The following is an 18,765-nucleotide window of genomic DNA, read 5'->3' as shown; positions in this document are numbered from 1 at the left end:
TCTACTTTCCGGGCGCGGGGGGCGCGGTGGTGAGCAGCGGCTTGGGCGAGGTCTCGCCTTCGGGCACCCCGAAGGCCGTGACGGCGAGGACGAGGGCCAGCGCGGCCGCGAGGCCGATGGCGGCGGCGGCGAGTGCGCGCATGCCGGGGCTCCGGAATCTGATGAGGTGTCAGAGATAGGGCACCGTAGCAACGCGGGGGCGAGATGAGAACCGTCAGGTCGACGGTCCACCGCGGCGGGCGGACACGCCGGACCGCGCGCCCGCGAGGTGGCGGGCGGCGACCGTCGACGGCGAGCCGCGGGGCGCCGCTACCGGGCCCGGGTTTCCGTCGACGCGGGGGTCCGGGCGGGCTCCGGCGTGACGGCGGGCACGGGGGTCCGGGTGCCCGTCGCGGCCGGGGTGGGCCGGGGGGACGGGGGGACGGTCGGGCTCGGCGTCGGACTCGGCGTGAGGGTCGGCGTCGGCGTCGGACTCGGCGTGAGGGTCGGCGTCGGCGTCGGACTCGGCGTGGGGGTCGGCGTCGGCGTGGGGGTCGGCGTCGGCGTCGGCGTCGGCGTCGGCGTCGAGGGCACGGTCGGGCTCGGAGTCGGGGTCGGCGTGGGGGGCACGGTCGGCGTCGGCGTGGGGGTCGGCGTCGGCGTGGGCGTCGGGCTCTGCGTCGGCGTCGGCGTCGGTGCGGGCGTGGGGCCCGGGTCGGTCGTCGGGGTCGGCTCGGGGGTCGGGGTGGGCTTCGGGTCCGGCTTCGCGGGCGTGGCCGTACCTCCGCTGTCCGGGACCTCGTGGGTGCCGTTGAGGTAGTACGTGAACCAGGACCGGACCGTCCGCAGGTACTGCGTGGAGTGGTTGTAGGAGAGCACCGCCCGGTCCAGGTCGGCCCCCACCCTCAGGTCACGGTCGCCCGCGCACAGGTAGCGGGCCGCCGCGAGGGCCGCGTCGTGCACGTTGTTCGGGTTGCGGCGCCCGTCGCCGTCGGCGTCCTGGCCCCAGACCGCCCACGTCGAGGGGATGAACTGCATCGGCCCGACCGCCCGGTCGTACCGCGCGTCGCCGTCGTGGACGCCGCCGTCGGTGTCGGGGATGTTCGCAAAGCCGTTGCCGTCGAGCACCGGTCCGAGGATCGGCCGCAGCGTGGTCCCGGCCGCGTCCACCCGGCCGCCGCGCGCCTGCCCGGACTCCACCTTCCCGATGGCCGCGAGGAGTTGCCAGCGCAGTCCGCAGCCGGGGTCGCTCCGCCCGACCGTCCTCTCGGCCCGCTGGTACGCCACGAGCACGCTCGCCGGTATCCCCCGCGCCCCTTCCGGCGGCCCGGTCACGACCGGCGCGGAGGGTGGTTCGGGCCGCGCCGCCGGGTCCGCGCCCGCTTCCTGCGGCAGCCCCTCCGGGAGCAGCACCTCGGGCGGCTGCGGGCTGACCAGCGGCGGCAGTTCGGTGAAGTAGGTCGAGTCGCTGCCGCTCGCACCGGCCGGGAGCGACCCGTCCGTCCTCCCGCCGGCGGCCGGCGGCGCGTGCGGACCGGAGCCCGCGGGCCCCTTCGAGGCGGTCAGCGCGGCAACGGTCAGCGCACAGACCAGCGCCGCCGCAGCTCCCTTGCGCGGCCTGCGGCCGAATATCCGGGACGACATGGCCGGACCCCTCCCCCTCGACGTCCGCGTGACCCTACGTCAACTCCCTGCAACCGGCACGCACCACGGGCCGGATTTCACCGGATCCCCACGTCCTCGGGCAGCTCACGCATAATGTCGGCACCCTTCGGGAGCATTGGCCCGAAGTGTGGAACGACCACAGCAACGTCCCGAAGAGGTGCCATGCCGTTCACTCTCAGCCATGCGGCTGCCGTCCTTCCGGCCGTCCGCCGGACGGGGCGTGCACGGGGGCCCCTCGTCGCCTCCGCGATGGTCCTCGGCTCCTTCGCGCCGGACGCCTTCTACTTCTCCGACGCGGTCGTCGAGGGCTTCATGGCGTACGGGAGCTTCACGCACTCGCTGCTCGGGGTGTTCACGCTGGACGCGGTCCTCACCGCGCTCCTCACGGGATGCTGGCTGCTGCTGCGCGAGCCGCTCGTGGCGCTCCTGCCGGGCCGTCGGCAGGGCAGGGTGCACGCCTTCCTGCGGGGTGAGGAATGGCGTGCGCGCCGCCGACTGCCCGCGCTGGCCGCCTGGTTCTACGTGTCGGCGGTCACCGGTTCGCTCACGCACGTGCTGTGGGACAGCTTCACGCACCCGGGCCGGTGGGGGACGAACGCACTGCCCTGGCTGGGCGAGCCCGTCGCCTTCGGTTTCCCGCCCTACACCTTCCTGCAGTACGGCACATCGGCGATCGCGGCCAGTGCGCTGCTGTGGTTCACGGCGACCGCGCTGCGCAGGCTGCCGGCCACCCCGCCGCCCGCGTCCGTGCCGGTCCTCGGCCGCGCGGAGCGCTGGGGCGCGCTGGCGCTGATCGGGGCGGGCGTCGCGGTCGGGGTGGCCTTCCGCGTGGTCCGCTTCTTCACCTTCTTCGACCGGATCCGTACGCCCCTCGACATCGTGCCGACCGTCTGCTTCGGGGCGGGTGGCGGCCTGTGCGTGTCCCTGCTGGTCTACGGGATCCTCGTACGCCTGCGGCAGCGCCGCGACCGCGACCGGCGGGGCACGACCGAGGAGACGCGAACGCCCGTCCCCGCCGGCTGAGCGGACGGGGACGGGCGCTGCGCGCGGGCCGTCATAGGGATCAGTGCGCGGCGGACTCCCAGTCGGCGCCGACGCCCACCGACACGTCCAGCGGGGCGCGCAGCTCGACGGCGGCGCCCATCTCGCGGCGCACCAGTTCCTCCACCTGCTCGCGCTCGCCGGGGGCGATCTCCAGCACGATTTCGTCGTGGACCTGGAGCAGCATGCGCGAACGCAGGCCGGCTTCGGTGATCGCCTTGTCCACGCGCAGCATCGCGACCTTGACGATGTCGGCGGCGGTGCCCTGGATGGGGGCGTTGAGCGCCATCCGCTCGGCGGCCTCGCGGCGCTGACGGTTGTCGCTGTTGAGGTCGGGCAGGTACCGGCGGCGGCCGAAGACGGTCGCCGTGTACCCGGTGGCCCGTGCCTCTTCCACGACGCGCTGGAGGTAGTCCCGGACCCCGCCGAAGCGCTCGAAGAAGGTCTCCATCAGGCCGCGCGCCTCGGCGGGCTCGATGCCCAGCTGCTGGGAGAGGCCGAAGGCGGAGAGCCCGTAGGCCAGGCCGTAGGACATGGCCTTGATCTTGCGGCGCATCTCGGCGTCGACCTGGTCGCGTTCCACGCCGAAGACCTGGGAGGCGACGGTGGTGTGCAGGTCCTCCCCGGAGGCGAAGGCCTCGATCAGGCCCTCGTCCTCGGAGAGGTGGGCCATCACGCGCAGCTCGATCTGGCTGTAGTCGGCCGTCATCAGCGACTCGAAGCCCGCGCCGACGACGAAGCCGCGGCGGATGGCGCGTCCCTCGTCGGTGCGCACCGGCACGTTCTGCAGGTTCGGGTCGGTGGAGGACAGGCGGCCGGTGGCGGCGACGGTCTGGCTGAAGCTGGTGTGCACCCGGCCGTCGGCGGCGATGGTCTTGACCAGGCCCTCGACGGTGACGCGCAGCTTGGCCTGCTCCCGGTGGCGGAGCATGATCACCGGCAGTTCGTGGTCGGTCTGCGAGGCCAGCCAGGCCAGTGCGTCGGCGTCCGTGGTGTAGCCGGTCTTGGTCTTCTTCGTCTTCGGCAGGTCCAGCTCACCGAAGAAGACCTCCTGGAGCTGCTTGGGCGAGCCGAGGTTGAACTCGTGGCCGACCGCCGCGTGCGCCTCCTTGACCGCCTGCTGCACGGCTCCCGCGAACTGCTGCTCCATGGCCTCCAGGTGGTCGCGGTCGGCGGCGATGCCGGCGCGTTCCATCCGGGCGAGGAGCTCGGAGGTCGGCAGCTCCATGTCGTGCAGCAGCTCCGCCGCGCCCACCTCGGTGAGCTTGCCGGAGAAGGCGTCGCCGAGGTCCAGGACCGCGCGGGCCTGTGCCATCAGTGCTTCGGCCTCGGCCGTCTCGTCGGCGCCGAAGGCCAGCTGCCCGTCCGCCGCGGCGGGGGCCAGCTCGCGGTGCAGGTACTCCGTGGACAGGGCGTCCAGGGCGAAGGAGCGCCGGCCCGGCTTGACCAGGTAGGCGGCGAGCGCGGTGTCCATGGTGACGCCGGCGAGGCGCCAGCCGTGCTCGGGGAAGACCCGCATCAGACCCTTGGCGTTGTGCACGACCTTGGGGCGGGCCGCGTCGGCGGCCCAGGCCGCGAAGGCCCGCTCGTCGGCCTCGTCGAGCTCGGCCGGTGTGAACCAGGCGGCGGGTCCCCCGGCGGCGGCCAGCGCGATCTCGGCGACGCTGCCCTGGCCCAGGGCCCAGCTGTCGACGGTCGCGAGGCCCAGCGGCCCGCCCGCGTGGGCCTCCAGCCACGGCGCGAGCTCGCCCGTGCCCAGCACGGAGGCGTCGAGCTCGACGCCGGCCGCGGGCGCCGGGGCGGCCTCCTGCTCGGCGGCGCCCGGGTCCACGGCCAGCAGCCGCTCGCGCAGCGACGGGTTGCGGATCTCCAGCACGTCCAGGACACCGGTGACCGCGGACCGGTCGTACGGCAGGCGGACCAGGTCGGTGGCGCCGCTGGGCAGCTCCACGTCCTTGACCATCTCGGTGAGGACCCGGTTGAGCTTGACGGCCTCCAGGTGGTCGCGGAAGTTCTGCCCGGCCTTGCCCTTGACCTCCTCGGCGCGCTCCACGAGCTCCGCGAACGACCCGAACTGGGTGATCCACTTGGCGGCGGTCTTCTCGCCGACGCCCGGGATGCCGGGGAGGTTGTCGGACGGGTCGCCGCGCAGCGCCGCGAAGTCCGGGTACTGCTGCGGGGTCAGCCCGTACTTCTCCTCGACCTTCTCCGGCGTGAAGCGGGTCAGCTCCGAGACGCCCTTGGTCGGGTAGAGCACGGTCGTGTGCTCGGACACGAGCTGGAAGGAGTCCCGGTCGCCGGTGACGATCAGCACCTCGAAGCCGAGGGCCTCCGCCTGCGTCGCCAGGGTCGCGATGACGTCGTCGGCCTCGAAGCCTTCGACGGCGAACCGCGGCACCTTCATCGCGTCGAGGAGCTCGCCGATCAGCTCGACCTGGCCCTTGAACTCGTCCGGCGTCTTGGAGCGGTTCGCCTTGTACTCGGGGAACTCCGTCGAGCGCCACGTCTTGCGGGACACGTCGAAGGCCACCGCGAAGTGCGTGGGCGCCTCGTCGCGCAGCGTGTTCGCCAGCATCGACGCGAAGCCGTAGATGGCGTTGGTCGGCTGCCCCGTCGCGGTCGTGAAGTTCTCCGCGGGCAGCGCGAAGAACGCCCGGTACGCCAGGGAGTGCCCGTCCATGAGCATCAGGCGGGGGCGGTCCGCTGCGGTCGTCTGGTCCGTCTTCTTCGATGCTGAATCTGCCACGTCCCCGATCCTAGGCGCCCCCACCGACAATTCCGGCCCGTCGTCCCCCCGGGCGCACCGGCCCCGGCGGACGCCCCCGGCGCACCGGCCCGGGCGCCGCGAACACCGGACCGCCCTCCCCCGATACCCGTGGGTCGTGCAAGGATCGAAGCACGCGGCCACCCGTGCTGCGCCCGTACGAACGCTCGAAGGGGAGCGCGATGGCGACCAAGCCGCCCACAGGTGATCCGGTACAGGACGCACCGCAGGTCACACCGCCCAAGCACGCGGCGGCCGGCCTTCCGGCGATCGGCCACACCCTGCGGATCGCGCAGCAGCAGATGGGCCTGGCCCGCACCGCCCGCACCCTCCTCAAGGTCAACCAGAAGGACGGCTTCGACTGCCCCGGCTGCGCCTGGCCCGAGGGCGACAAGCGGCACACGGCCGAGTTCTGCGAGAACGGCGCCAAGGCCGTCGCGGAGGAGGCCACCCTGCGCCGGGTCACCCCCGCCTTCTTCGCCGCGCACCCCCTGAGCGACCTGGCCGGCCGTTCCGGCTACTGGCTGGGCCAGCAGGGCCGCATCACCCAGCCGATGTACCTGCCCGAGGGCGGCGACCGCTACGAGGCGATCAGCTGGGAGCGCGCCTTCGAGGTCATCGCCGAGGAGCTGACCGCGCTCGGCTCCCCCGACGAGGCCCTCTTCTACACCTCGGGCCGCACCAGCAACGAGGCCGCGTTCCTCTTCCAGCTCTTCGCCCGCGAGTTCGGCACCAACAACCTGCCCGACTGCTCCAACATGTGCCACGAGTCCTCGGGCTCGGCGCTGACCGAGACCATCGGGATCGGCAAGGGAAGCGTCACCCTCGAAGACCTCCACCAGGCCGAGCTGATCATCGTCGCCGGGCAGAACCCGGGCACCAACCACCCGCGCATGCTCTCCGCACTGGAACGGGCCAAGGCCGCCGGCGCGAAGATCATCTCGGTGAACCCGCTGCCCGAGGCCGGTCTGGAGCGGTTCAAGAACCCGCAGACCCCCCTCGGCATGCTCAGGGGCACGGCCCTCAACGATCTCTTCCTGCAGATCCGCATCGGCGGTGACCAGGCCCTCTTCCGCCTCCTGAACAAGCTCGTCATCGAGACCGAGGGGGCGACCGACGAGGCGTTCATCCGCGAGCACACCCACGGCTACGAGGACCTCGTGGCCGCCGCGAAGGAAGCGGACTGGGACGAGACCCTCGCGGCCACCGGCCTGACCCGGCCCCAGATCGAGCGCGCGCTGGCCATGGTCCTGGCCTCGAAGCGCACGATCGTCTGCTGGGCGATGGGCCTCACCCAGCACAAGCACGCCGTCGCCACCATCCGCGAGGTCGTCAACCTCCTCCTGCTGCGCGGCGACATCGGCCGCCCCGGCGCCGGCGTCTGCCCCGTCCGCGGCCACTCCAACGTCCAGGGCGACCGCACCATGGGCATCTTCGAGCGGCCCGCGCCCGCCTTCCTCGACGCCCTCGACAAGGAATTCGGCATCACCTCGCCGCGCGGCCACGGCTACGACGTGGTCCGCTCCATCCGGGCGATGCGCGACGGCACCGCCAAGGTCCTGTTCGCCATGGGCGGCAACTTCGTCGGCGCCACCCCCGACACCGAGGTCACCGAGGCCGCGATCCGCCGCACCGCCCTGACCGTCCATGTCTCCACCAAGCTCAACCGCTCCCATGTGGTCACCGGCCGGCGCGCGCTGATCCTGCCCACCCTCGGCCGCACCGACAAGGACGTCCAGGCCTCCGGCAGGCAGTTCGTCACCGTGGAGGACTCCATGGGCATGGTCCACGCCTCGCGCGGCAACCTGGCCCCCGCCTCCCCGCAGCTGCTCTCCGAGCCGGCCATCGTGGCCCGGATGGCCCGCGCCGTCCTCGGCTCCGCCTCCGCCACCCCGTGGGAGGAGTTCGAGCGCGACTACGGCGCCATCCGCGACCGGATCGCCCGCGTGGTGCCCGGCTTCGAGGACTTCAACGCCCGCGCCGCCCGGCCCGAGGGCTTCCGCCTCCCGCACGCCCCACGCGACGAGCGTCGCTTCCCCACCAGGACGGGCAGGGCGAACTTCACCGCGGCGCCCGTCGAGTACCCGCGGGTCCCGCCGGGCCGGCTACTGCTGCAGACCCTGCGCAGCCACGACCAGTACAACACCACCATCTACGGCCTCGACGACCGCTACCGCGGCATCACCGGCGGCCGCCGCGTCGTCATGGTCAACCCCGCCGACGCGGCGGAGCTGGGCCTGGCCGACGGCTCGTACACCGACCTGGTGAGCGAGTGGCAGGACGGCGTGGAACGGCGCGCGCCCGGCTTCCGCGTCGTGCACTACCCGACCGCCCGGGGCTGCGCCGCGGCGTACTACCCCGAGACGAACGTGCTGGTCCCGCTCGACTCGACCGCGGACACCAGCAATACCCCGGCCAGCAAGTCCGTCGTCGTGCGCTTCGAACCGGCCTGATAGAACGACCTCAGGAATTGATGGTTAACGAGCGTTGACGAACGGAGCCTGGCCATGGGCGAGCAGCACGCAGTGAAGTTCCCGCAGGAGGTCCTCGACGAGTACGCGGCCCTGGGGGTCGACCTGCCCGCGCTGTTCTCGGCCGGAGACCTCGGTGAGCGCATGGACCTCCGCATCCTGGAGGCCTCGGCCGACCGCGTCGTCGGCACCATGCCCGTCAAGGGCAACACCCAGCCCTACGGACTGCTGCACGGCGGGGCCTCCGCCGTGCTGGCCGAGACCCTCGGCTCGATCGGCGCCATGATGCACGGCGGCATCAGCAAGATCGCCGTCGGCGTGGACCTCAACTGCACCCACCACCGGGGCGCCCGCAGCGGCATCGTGACCGGCGTTGCCACCCCGGTCCACCGCGGCCGGTCCACCACCACCTTCGAGATCGTCATCACCGACGAGCAGGACAAGCGGATCTGCACCGCCCGCCTGACCTGCCTGCTGCGCGAGGTCGACCAGGTCGCCGGCGGCGCCGAGGCCCACGCACAGGCCTGATCCGGCCGCGCCCCCGAGCAGCGGAGCCGGGGTGGGCACCCCGGCTCCGCAACCGCCCGGAATCCGCCAATCCGCACGCTTCGCGGTGACATCCGTTGTCTCACCGGCGGTCACCGCCTACCGTCCCCCCATGGGGACCATGCCACGCACGGCCCGGTACGCCGCCCACACCCTGCTCGCGGCGCTCGCCCTGGCCGGATGCTCATCCTCCGCACCACCCTCCGCGGCGGGCTCCGTGAGCCGCTCCGCCCCCACTCCCGCCTCCCCCGTACAGGTGTGCACGAGCCTGGTGTCCTACTGGGCGAAGGAAACCCTGCTGGGCACGCAGTGGTCCGGCCTCGACTGGGAGCAGAAGGGGCTGTCCAACGCCCAGTACGCGATCCACGAGGACGCAGTGGCCGCCGGGCGCGCGGAGGAGCGAACTGCCGGACAGGACAAGGCACTTGAGCTGATCGACCGGTTCGTCGCACGGCGCTGCGCCGACCAGGGCGGCGCGACGGAGAGTTCGGAGAACTGGCGCCCACCGATGTGACCGCCGTCACCGCATTCCGTGCATGCTGTCCGCCTTCCGGGCAGATCCCCTCTCCCGAATGAATCGCAGGTGAGAGGCCTTTCCGCCGACAAGCCAAGATCATTCACGGCTTCCACGCAACGCCGAGATCGTTACTCTGCGTAATGTCCAGGACGGCTCGAATCCGCCTTTTCCCCTGGGAATGACCACCCGGAGGATTCCCTCGGGTACGCGCAGCCACATTCGGCTCAATTTGATCAAAGACAGGAGCATGAAGCCCTCAAGCCCCTTAGAAGAACTGCGATTTCTCACGATGCGGACGATCTCAGGGGCACCTAAATGTCCGGTTTGTTGAAACTCCCGCCACACATTCTTGGCCTTGGCATAACAAGAGCGTCACATCCTCCTTTCCCGCCTCCCGGTGCTCGCCACCTCGGCCCTAGAGTCACGGCCAGTCACCGCGCCGCAGGGCGCGAATCAGCACGGCCGTGGACCTCTCCAGTGCGGCCCGGCGACCCAACGGCACCTCGACAGAGGGCTGCGCCAGGGAAAGGAAGAATCGTGCGACACCGTTCTTTGCTCATCCTCACCACCGTGATCACCACGGGAGCACTGACCCTCACCGCTTGCGGATCGCGCGACGGAGGCTCCAAGGACAACAGCGGCGGCAAGAAGACCGTCGTCGTCATCGGCGTCGACGCCCCGCTCACCGGATCCCTCTCCGCTCTCGGTCAGGGCATCAAGAACTCCGTCGACCTCGCGGCCAAGACGGCCAACAAGAACAACGAGGTCCCGGGCATCGAGTTCAAGGTCGAGGCCCTCGACGACCAGGCCGTCCCGGCCTCCGGCCAGGCCAACGCCACCAAGCTCGTCGGCAACAAGGAGGTCCTCGGCGTCGTCGGCCCCCTGAACTCCGGCGTCGCACAGCAGATGCAGGGCGTCTTCGCCTCCGCCAAGCTGGCGCAGGTCTCCCCGGCCAACACCAACCCCGCGCTCAGCCAGGGCGACAACTGGGGCAAGGGCGAGTTCAAGCGCCCCTTCGACACCTACTTCCGCACCGCCGCCACCGACGTGGTCCAGGGCAAGTTCGCCGCCCAGTACCTCTTCAAGGACGCCGGCAAGAAGAAGGTCTTCGTCGTCGACGACAAGCAGACCTACGGCGCCGGTCTGGCCGCCATCTTCTCCGACGAGTTCAAGAAGCTCGGCGGCGAGGTCGTCGGCACCGACCACGTCACCGTGAAGGAGACCGACTTCTCCTCCACCGCCGACAAGGTCAAGTCCTCCGGCGCCGACTCCGTCTACTTCGGCGGCCAGTACCCCGAGGGCGGCCTGCTCGCCGACCAGATCAAGAAGACCGGCGCCAACGTCCCGCTCATGGGCGGCGACGGCATCCAGGACCCGGCGTTCATCAGCGCCTCCGGCGAGCCGAACGAAGGCGACCTCTCCACCTCCATCGGCTACCCGGTCGAGAAGCTGGACACCGCCAAGAAGTTCATCGAGGACTACAAGGCCGAGGGCTACAAGGACCCGTACGCCGCCTACGGTGGCTACTCCTACGACGCCGGCTGGGCCGTCATCCAGGCCGTCAAGGCCGTCGTGGCCGCCAACAGCGGCAAGCTCCCCGACGACGCCCGCGCCAAGGTCGTCGAGGCTCTCGGCAAGGTCTCCTTCGAGGGCGTGACCGGCAAGGTCGCCTTCGACGAGTACGGCGACACCACCAACAAGCAGCTCACGGTCTACAAGGTCGAGGGCGGCAAGTGGATCGACGTCAAGAGCGACACCTTCAACCAGTAAGCCCGCAGCACCAGGCATGACCCGCAACACCTGAACCAACGCCGCGCGAGGGCGCAAACAGTGCCCTCGCGCGGAGTCATATCCGACACGCTCATCGGAGGCCCTGCGGTGCACGAACTGCCGCAACAGCTGGCCAACGGCCTGGCCCTCGGTGCTCTCTATGGCCTCATCGCCATCGGGTACACCATGGTCTACGGCATCGTCCAGCTCATCAACTTCGCCCACGGCGAGATCTTCATGATCGGTGGCTTCGGCGCGCTCACCGCCTACACCATCCTCCCGACCGGCACCACCCTGCTGATCGCGATACCAGTCATGATCGTCGGCGGCGCCCTCTGCTCCGTCGCCGTGGCCTGCGCAGCCGAGCGCTTCGCCTACCGCCCCTTGCGCGGCGCCCCCCGGCTCGCACCCCTCATCACCGCAATCGGCCTCTCGATCGCGCTCCAGCAGCTCGTCTGGCAGTTCTACCCGGACGCCAAGAAGGCTGTCAGCTTCCCCGAGTTCAGCGGCCCGTCCTTCAAGATCTCCGACAGCCTCGCGATCCAGCGTGCGGACCTCTTCGTCCTCATCCTCGCCCCGCTGTGCATGCTCGCCCTCGGCGTCTTCGTCCGCAAGAGCCGCAGCGGCCGCGCCATGCAGGCCACCGCGCAGGACCCGGACACCGCGAAGCTGATGGGCATCAACACCGACCGCATCATCGTCATGGCCTTCGCCATCGGTGCCGCGTTCGCCGCCGTCGCCGCCGTCGCCTACGGCCTCGACAAGGGCCAGATCAACTTCGAGATGGGCTTCATCCTCGGTCTGAAGGCCTTCACCGCGGCCGTCCTCGGCGGCATCGGCAACATCTACGGAGCCATGGTCGGCGGTGTCGTCCTCGGACTCGCCGAAGCCCTCTCGATCGCCTACATCGAAGAGATCCCCGGCATGCAGCAGCTCGGCGGCGGAGCCTGGTCCAACGTCTGGGCCTTCGTACTCCTCATCGTCGTCCTGCTCGTGCGGCCCCAGGGCCTGCTCGGCCAGCGCGTCACGGATCGGGCGTGAGAACCATGACCACCAACACCACCCCGCAGACGCAGGCACCGACGCAGGCCGCGAAGGCGGCACCCGCACCGGCCACGCTCCTCTACGCGATCGTCGGCGGCAGCCTCCTCACCATCCTCAGCGCCTTCCTCGCCTGGACCTGGACCGACGAATTCCCCGGCGACCTCACCTTCTACGGCAGCCCCGCCGGCCTCCAGTACGTCACCCTCGCCGGTGCGGCCCTCACCCTCGTCCACGCGCTCTCCGCGCTCGGCGTCAAGGGCTTCGCCTGGCTCACCCCCGCCGGCTCCCGCAAGGCCATCTGGTTCCTGGCTCTGGGCAACCTGGCCGCCACCTGGTTCACGGTCCTCGCCATCACCGTCGTCCTCGGCGGCGTGATCAACCTCGAACCCGGCGCCTACGTCGCCCTCGTCGGCTCGCTCGTCCCGGCCCTCGCCGCGCACAAGCTCCCCGACGACAGCCGCAAGGCCGCCCCCGGCAAGGAGCTCCCCTCCTGGGCCGAGATCCTCGTCATCACCGGTGTCTTCGCCCTCGGCCTCTTCGTCATCACCTTCGGCATCGACACCGATGACAAGGAGCCGCAGCTCTTCGTCGCCTACCTGATCACGGTCGGCCTCGCGGCCCTCGCCCTGAACAAGTCGGGCCTCCTCGCCCGGTTCTCGGTCCTCACCGCGAAGAACCGCCAGGTCACCCTCCTCGGCACCGCGGCCGCGGCCATCGCCTTCCCGTTCATCCAGCAGAGCGGCGACACCTACACGCTGATCGCGGTCAACATCCTGATCTTCGCGACCGTCGCCCTCGGCCTCAACATCGTCGTCGGCCTCGCCGGCCTCCTCGACCTCGGATACGTCGCCTTCCTCGGTGTCGGCGCCTACGCCGCGGCCCTGGTCTCCGGCAGCACCGCGTCCGCCTTCGGCATCCACCTCCCCTTCTGGGCGGCGGTCATCGTGGGCGCCCTCGTCTCGCTCGTGTTCGGCGTGGTCATCGGTGCGCCGACCCTCCGCCTGCGCGGCGACTACCTCGCCATCGTCACCCTCGGCTTCGGAGAGATCTTCCGCATCGCCATGGGCAACCTCGACGGCACCTCCGGCCCGGACATCACCAACGGTCCCAACGGCATCCCGAACGTCCCCCACCTGGAACTCTTCGGGTGGAACTTCGGCGAGTCCCACACCGTCGCCGGCATCGAACTCGGCGCCTACGCCAACTACTACTTCCTGATGCTGCTGGTGATGGCCGTGGTCGTCGTGGTCTTCGCCCGCGCCGGCAACAGCCGCATCGGCCGCGCCTGGGTCGCCATCCGCGAGGACGAGACCGCCGCCGAAGCCATGGGCATCAACGGCTTCAAGGTCAAGCTCATCGCCTTCGCCCTCGGCGCCACCCTCGCGGGCCTCGCCGGCACCGTCCAGGCGCACGTCAACACCACGGTCGTCCCCGAGAACTACGTCTTCGCCGGGCCCGTCCCGCCGAACTCCGCGTTCCTCCTCGCCGCCGTCATCCTCGGCGGCATGGGCACCATCCGCGGCCCCATCCTCGGCGCCGCACTCCTCTTCCTGATCCCGGCGAAGCTGGCCTTCCTCCAGGACTACCAGCTCCTCGCCTTCGGCATCGCCCTCATCCTGCTCATGCGCTTCCGCCCCGAAGGCCTCATCGCCAACAAGCGTGCGCAGCTCGAGTTCCACGAAGACACCGCTGACCAGGCCCCCCAGGACCTGGCCACCGCCAAGGCGGGGGCGTGAACGCCATGACGACCACCACGGACACCACCACCAAGACGAAGACCACGGTCCTCGAAGCCAAGGGCGTCACCATGCGCTTCGGCGGCCTCACCGCCGTCAAGGGCGTCGACCTCCAGGTCAACGCGGGCGAGATCGTCGGACTCATCGGCCCCAACGGCGCCGGCAAGACCACCTTCTTCAACTGCCTCACCGGTCTGTACGTGCCCACCGAGGGCTCGGTGAGCTACAAGGGCAAGGTCCTCCCGCCCAAGCCCCACCGGGTCACCGAGGCCGGCATCGCCCGCACCTTCCAGAACATCCGGCTCTTCCACAACATGACGGTGATGGAGAACGTCCTCGTCGGACGCCACACCCGCACGAAGGAAGGCCTCTGGTCCGCCCTGCTGCGCGGCCCCGGCTTCAAGAAGGCCGAAGCCGCCAGCGAGGCACGCGCCATGGAACTCCTCGAGTTCATCGGCCTGGAGCACAAGGCCGACCACCTCGCGAAGAACCTCCCCTACGGCGAGCAGCGCAAGCTGGAGATCGCCCGGGCCCTCGCCAGCGACCCCGGCCTCATCCTGCTGGACGAGCCCACCGCCGGCATGAACCCGCAGGAGACCCGCACCGCCGAGGAGCTCATCTTCGCGATCCGGGACATGGGCATCGCCGTACTCGTGATCGAGCACGACATGCGCTTCATCTTCAACCTGTGCGACCGCGTCGCCTGTCTCGTCCAGGGCGAGAAGCTCATCGAAGGCACCGCCTCCGAGGTCCAGGGCGACGAGCGCGTCATCGCGGCCTACCTCGGCACCCCCTTCGAGGGCGAGCCGGGAGCGGCCGAGATCGCCGAGGTCGAGGCTGCGGAGTCCCACGCGGGAGCCGCCGCGGAGGCCGCAGCCGAAGCGGCGGCCGAGCAGCCCGAGGCCGAGGCTGACGCCGAGCCGGAGGCTGAGGCCGAGCCTGAGGCCGACGCCGAGCCCGAGGCCGCGACTGAGGCCGAGCCTGAGGCCGACGCCGAGCCTGAGGCCGAGCCCGAGGCCGACACCGAGCCGGAGACCCGGGTCGCGGCCGACGCCGACGCAGAGGCGGACGCCGCGGACGACGAGGCCCCTGCGGCCGACTCGGACACCGGGGCCCCCGCCGCCCCGGACGCGGGCGCGGACAGCACCACCGGCACCACCAGCACCACGGAAGGAGAGGCCAAGTGACCGCACTGCTCAAGGTCGAGGACCTCAAGGTCGCCTACGGCAAGATCGAAGCCGTCAAGGGAATCTCCTTCGAGGTCAACGAGGGCGAGATCGTCTGCCTCGTCGGCACCAACGGCGCCGGCAAGACGACCACCCTGCGCACCCTCTCCGGGCTCCTGAAGCCCACCGCGGGCAGCGTCACCTTCGACGGCCAGCCCCTCGTCGGTGTCCCCGCCCACAAGATCGTCGCCCTGAAGCTGGCGCACTCCCCCGAGGGCCGCCACATCTTCCCGCGTCTGACGATCGAGGAGAACCTCCAGCTCGGCGCCTTCCTGCGCAATGACAAGGACGGCATCGAGAAGGACATCCAGCGCGCCTACGACCTCTTCCCCATCCTGGGAGAGCGCCGCAAGCAGGCCGCCGGCACCCTCTCGGGCGGTGAGCAGCAGATGCTCGCCATGGGCCGTGCGCTCATGTGCCAGCCGAAGCTCCTCATGCTGGACGAGCCCTCCATGGGCCTCTCTCCGCTGATGATGCAGAAGATCATGTCGACCATCTCCGAGCTCAAGGCCTCGGGCATGACGATCCTGCTCGTCGAGCAGAACGCCCAGGCGGCGCTCTCCCTCGCCGACCAGGCGCACGTCATGGAGATCGGCAAGATCGTCCTCTCCGGCACCGGCCAGGACCTCCTTCACAACGAGGACGTCCGCAAGGCCTACCTCGGCGAGGACTGACCGGACGTGTGAGGCCCGCCTCCCTCGGGGGAGGCGGGCCTCACGCATGTCCGGGCGGGGCGGGCTACTTCCCGCCGCTCTCCTTCTTCTTCGCCTCGGCGTCCTCGATGACGACCTCGGCGACCTGCTGCATCGACATCCGGCGGTCCATGGAGGACTTCTGGATCCAGCGGAAGGCAGCGGGCTCGGTCAGCCCGTACTGCGTCTGCAGGATGCTCTTCGCACGGTCGACCAGCTTGCGGGTCTCCAGCCGCTGGGAGAGGTCCGCGACCTCCTTCTCCAGCGCACGCAGCTCGGCGAACCGGGACACGGCCATCTCGATGGCCGGCACCACGTCGCTCTTGCTGAACGGCTTCACGAGGTACGCCATGGCACCGGCGTCCCGGGCCCGCTCGACGAGGTCCCGCTGCGAGAACGCCGTCAGCATCAGGACGGGGGCGATGGACTCCTGCGCGATCTTCTCCGCCGCGGAGATGCCGTCCAGGACGGGCATCTTCACGTCGAGGATGACCAGGTCGGGCCGGTGCTCGCGGGCGAGCTCGACGGCCGTCTGCCCGTCGCCGGCCTCGCCGACGACGGAGTAGCCCTCTTCTTCGAGCATTTCTTTGAGGTCGAGACGGATGAGCGCCTCGTCCTCCGCGATGACGACCCGGGTCGTCAGCGGCGGAACGTGCGACTGGTCGGCGTCGGGCGTGGGCGTCGACTCGTGCTCGGCGGTCACGGGGGCTCCTCTTTGCCTGGCTCTGCTGCTTGGATGAGCCTACCTAGCTGCAAGGCACGATGGTCACCCGGTACACTCCGACCAGCGACCTAGCCGGGTTGGCGGAATGGCAGACGCTGATGTCTCAAACACATCTGTCCGAAAGGACGTGCGGGTTCGAATCCCGCACCCGGTACATGTCCGAAAAGCGGACGTTCACCTTTCGTGTGAACGTCCGCTTTTTGTTGCTCACAGCCACCCCTGTGCACGCACCGTTCCGGCCGGAAGGCCGTGCGGGTCGCGGGCGCGGCCTCCGGGGCGGCCCGGTCCGTGAGCGCCGCTCCGGGGCGGTGGCCGGGGGTGGACGGGGCGGCGGACAGCCGGTTGATCACGGTTCGGGGTCGCCGGCGAGGCGGGCGTGGAGGTGTTCGTCGTGGTGGCGGCCATCACCGAAGAGGTGGGACTCGCGCAGGACCCCTTCGGGGAGGTAGCCGCAGCGCTGGGCCACGCGGCAGGAGGCGTCGTTGCCGGCAGCGTGGGCGAGCTCGATCCGGCGGGCGTCGGCGGTGTAGAAGCCCCAGGTGGTGACGGCCCGGGTGGCCCGGGCGGCGAGGCCGCGGCCGCGAGCGTCCGGCAGGAGCCAGTAGCCGATGCTGGCGAGGCCGTCGGCCCGGTCGACCCAGCGGAGGCCTATGGTGCCGAGCAGGGCTCCGTCGGTGGCGTCCAGGGCGGCGAAGGCGGCGCCCGCGCCGCGGTCCCAGCCGTCCTCGCGGGCTTCGAGCCAGGTGCGGGCGGCCTGGTGGTCGGCTGTGGGGAGGGGGTTCCAGAGGGCGATCGCGGGGTCCGCCGCAGCGGCGACGAGGTCGTCCAGGAGATCCGGTCCCGCGGGCTCGCGGCCCCATGGGTGGAGTACGGCGTCGCCGAGGTCGAGCGTGGTGCGGACGAAGGTGCGTAGGGAGGTGCGCATGGCGCCTTTCCTACTCGGCCGCGGGACCTGTCGCCAGCCCTTTTCGTCCGTTTGCAGGTCACAGGCCGGGGACGAACGGCCTGTGTCGCGACGGGCGTTGGTACCGAGCGGCCCCGCGGTCGGGGTGGCGGTCCGCACCGCACCGGGGTGTCCGGCGCGGTGCGGGTGTGCCGCGCGGTAACGGGTGCCGAGCGGTGGGTGGTCAGCGGACGGCGTCGCCGATGCGGTGGACGCGGACGAGGTTGGTGGAGCCGCTGACGCCGGGGGGCGAGCCGGCGGTGATGACGACGACGTCGCCGGTGACGCAGCGGCCGATGCGCAGGAGTTCCTCTTCGACCTGCGCGACCATGGCGTCGGTGGAGCCGACGTGGGGGCCGAGGAAGGTTTCGACGCCCCAGGTGAGGTTCAGTTGGGAGCGGGTGGCCGGGTCGGGAGTGAAGGCGAGGAGGGGGATGGGTGAGCGGTAGCGGGAGAGCCGTCGGACGGTGTCGCCGCTCTGGGTGAAGGCGACGAGGAACTTCGCGTCGAGGAAGTCGCCCATTTCGGCGGCCGCGCGGGCGACTGCTCCGCCCTGGGTTCGCGGCTTGTTGCGTTCGGTGAGGGGAGGGAGGCCCTTGGTGAGGATGTCCTCCTCGGCGGCCGCGACGATGCGGGACATGGTGCGGACGGTCTCGACGGGGTATTTGCCGACGCTGGTCTCCCCGGAGAGCATGACGGCGTCGGTGCCGTCGATGACGGCGTTGGCGACGTCGGAGGCCTCGGCACGGGTGGGCCGAGAGTTGTCGATCATCGAGTCGAGCATCTGGGTCGCGACGATGACGGGCTTGGCGTTGCGCTTGGCGAGTTTGATGGCGCGCTTCTGGACGATCGGGACCTGCTCCAGGGGCATTTCGACACCGAGGTCGCCGCGGGCGACCATGATGCCGTCGAAGGCGGCCACGATGTCGTCGATGCTGTCGACCGCCTGGGGCTTTTCGATCTTGGCGATCACGGGAAGGCGGCGGCCCTCCTCGTCCATGACGCGGTGGACGTCGTCGATGTCGCGGCCGCTGCGGACGAAGGAGAGGGCGATGACGTCGGCACCGGTGCGCAGGGCCCAGCGGAGGTCTTCGATGTCCTTGTCGGAGAGGGCGGGGACGGAGACGGCGACGCCGGGGAGGTTGAGGCCCTTGTGGTCGGAGACCATGCCCCCCTCGATGACGCGCGTGTGGACGTGGGGGCCTTCGACGGCGGTGACTTCGAGGGTGACGCGGCCGTCGTCGACGAGGATGCGCTCGCCGGTGGTGACGTCCGCGGCGAGCCCCTGGTAGGTGGTGCCGCAGGTGTGGCGGTCGCCTTCGCGGTCTTCGACGGTGATGGTGAACGCGTCGCCGCGTTCAAGGAGTACGGGTCCTTCGCGGAAGCGGCCGAGGCGGATCTTCGGGCCTTGAAGGTCGGCGAGGATGCCGACGCTCCGGCCGGTCTCGTCGGAGGCCTTGCGCACGCGCTGGTAGCGCTCCTCGTGCTCGGCGTAGGTGCCGTGGCTGAGGTTGAGTCGGGCGATGTCCATTCCGGCTTCGACCAGTGCTTTGATCTGGTCGTACGAGTCGGTGGCGGGGCCCAGGGTACATACGATTTTCGCTCGGCGCATAAGGCGAGCCTATTCCCCTACCAACGGGTAGGTCA

The 18,765-nt window shown here is 70.7% G+C and carries 15 protein-coding genes and 1 tRNA gene; 10 read left to right on the top strand and 6 right to left on the bottom strand.

What is annotated here, in order from left to right; all coding sequences use genetic code 11:
• Position 1 precedes the first annotated feature (1 nt).
• Entirely contained in the window at positions 2-142 is a 141-nt protein-coding gene (locus tag AW27_RS25650) for an SPW_0924 family protein (protein ID WP_106967666.1), read from the bottom strand.
• A 167-nt stretch (positions 143-309) separates the two neighbouring features.
• Positions 310-1,623: a lytic murein transglycosylase gene (locus AW27_RS25645; protein ID WP_304949911.1), complete on the bottom strand. Its 1,314-nt coding sequence runs from the start codon at positions 1,621-1,623 to the stop codon at positions 310-312.
• Between the two features lie 183 nt (positions 1,624-1,806).
• Here AW27_RS25645 and AW27_RS25640 point away from each other — a divergent pair, with 183 nt between their 5' ends.
• Positions 1,807-2,667: a DUF4184 family protein gene (locus tag AW27_RS25640; protein ID WP_037926672.1), complete on the top strand. Its 861-nt coding sequence runs from the start codon at positions 1,807-1,809 to the stop codon at positions 2,665-2,667.
• A gap of 40 nt (positions 2,668-2,707) precedes the next feature.
• Here the strand turns inward: AW27_RS25640 and polA are convergent, their stop codons facing one another.
• Positions 2,708-5,431 (bottom strand): DNA polymerase I, encoded by a 2,724-nt coding sequence (gene polA / locus AW27_RS25635; RefSeq protein ID WP_037926675.1) that lies wholly within the window; start codon positions 5,429-5,431, stop codon positions 2,708-2,710.
• Between the two features lie 200 nt (positions 5,432-5,631).
• On the opposite strand from polA, the gene AW27_RS25630 reads away from it, so the two are divergent.
• From AW27_RS25630 to AW27_RS25595, 8 genes are all read left to right on the top strand, one after another.
• Positions 5,632-7,902 (top strand): FdhF/YdeP family oxidoreductase, encoded by a 2,271-nt coding sequence (locus AW27_RS25630; RefSeq protein WP_037927527.1) that lies wholly within the window; start codon positions 5,632-5,634, stop codon positions 7,900-7,902.
• 54 nt (positions 7,903-7,956) lie between these two features.
• Positions 7,957-8,448, top strand: a complete 492-nt coding sequence (locus tag AW27_RS25625) for a PaaI family thioesterase (RefSeq protein WP_037926677.1) — start codon at positions 7,957-7,959, stop codon at positions 8,446-8,448.
• A gap of 130 nt (positions 8,449-8,578) precedes the next feature.
• Complete coding sequence (locus AW27_RS25620; RefSeq protein WP_037926680.1) at positions 8,579-8,980, top strand: hypothetical protein; 402 nt, start codon at positions 8,579-8,581, stop codon at positions 8,978-8,980.
• Positions 8,981-9,520: 540 nt separating this feature from the next.
• Positions 9,521-10,753: a branched-chain amino acid ABC transporter substrate-binding protein gene (locus AW27_RS25615; protein WP_037926683.1), complete on the top strand. Its 1,233-nt coding sequence runs from the start codon at positions 9,521-9,523 to the stop codon at positions 10,751-10,753.
• A gap of 108 nt (positions 10,754-10,861) precedes the next feature.
• On the top strand, positions 10,862-11,794 hold the full coding sequence (locus AW27_RS25610) for a branched-chain amino acid ABC transporter permease (protein ID WP_037926685.1): 933 nt from the start codon (positions 10,862-10,864) through the stop codon (positions 11,792-11,794).
• A 5-nt stretch (positions 11,795-11,799) separates the two neighbouring features.
• Complete coding sequence (locus AW27_RS25605; protein WP_037926688.1) at positions 11,800-13,533, top strand: branched-chain amino acid ABC transporter permease; 1,734 nt, start codon at positions 11,800-11,802, stop codon at positions 13,531-13,533.
• Positions 13,534-13,538: 5 nt separating this feature from the next.
• Positions 13,539-14,720, top strand: a complete 1,182-nt coding sequence (locus tag AW27_RS25600; RefSeq protein ID WP_037927530.1) for an ABC transporter ATP-binding protein — start codon at positions 13,539-13,541, stop codon at positions 14,718-14,720.
• A complete protein-coding gene (locus AW27_RS25595; RefSeq protein WP_037926691.1) occupies positions 14,717-15,433 on the top strand; it encodes an ABC transporter ATP-binding protein in 717 nt (238 codons plus the stop codon). Before AW27_RS25600 ends, AW27_RS25595 begins: the two co-directional genes overlap by 4 nt.
• Before the next feature lie 64 nt (positions 15,434-15,497).
• Here the strand turns inward: AW27_RS25595 and AW27_RS25590 are convergent, their stop codons facing one another.
• Positions 15,498-16,154 (bottom strand): ANTAR domain-containing response regulator, encoded by a 657-nt coding sequence (locus tag AW27_RS25590; RefSeq protein WP_037926694.1) that lies wholly within the window; start codon positions 16,152-16,154, stop codon positions 15,498-15,500.
• A 92-nt stretch (positions 16,155-16,246) separates the two neighbouring features.
• Here AW27_RS25590 and AW27_RS25585 point away from each other — a divergent pair.
• Positions 16,247-16,329, top strand: a tRNA-Leu gene (locus AW27_RS25585).
• A gap of 192 nt (positions 16,330-16,521) precedes the next feature.
• On the opposite strand, the gene AW27_RS25580 is transcribed toward AW27_RS25585, so the two are convergent.
• Entirely contained in the window at positions 16,522-17,100 is a 579-nt protein-coding gene (locus AW27_RS25580) for a GNAT family N-acetyltransferase (RefSeq protein WP_037926697.1), read from the bottom strand.
• Between the two features lie 202 nt (positions 17,101-17,302).
• On the bottom strand, positions 17,303-18,730 hold the full coding sequence (gene pyk, locus AW27_RS25575) for a pyruvate kinase (RefSeq protein WP_037926700.1): 1,428 nt from the start codon (positions 18,728-18,730) through the stop codon (positions 17,303-17,305).
• Positions 18,731-18,765 lie beyond the last annotated feature (35 nt).

Source organism: Streptomyces sp. PCS3-D2, assembly GCF_000612545.2.
Taxonomy (GTDB): domain Bacteria; phylum Actinomycetota; class Actinomycetes; order Streptomycetales; family Streptomycetaceae; genus Streptomyces.
The sequence above is the reverse complement of the archived record's forward strand: the minus strand, read 5'-3'. Positions and strand labels throughout refer to the sequence as shown.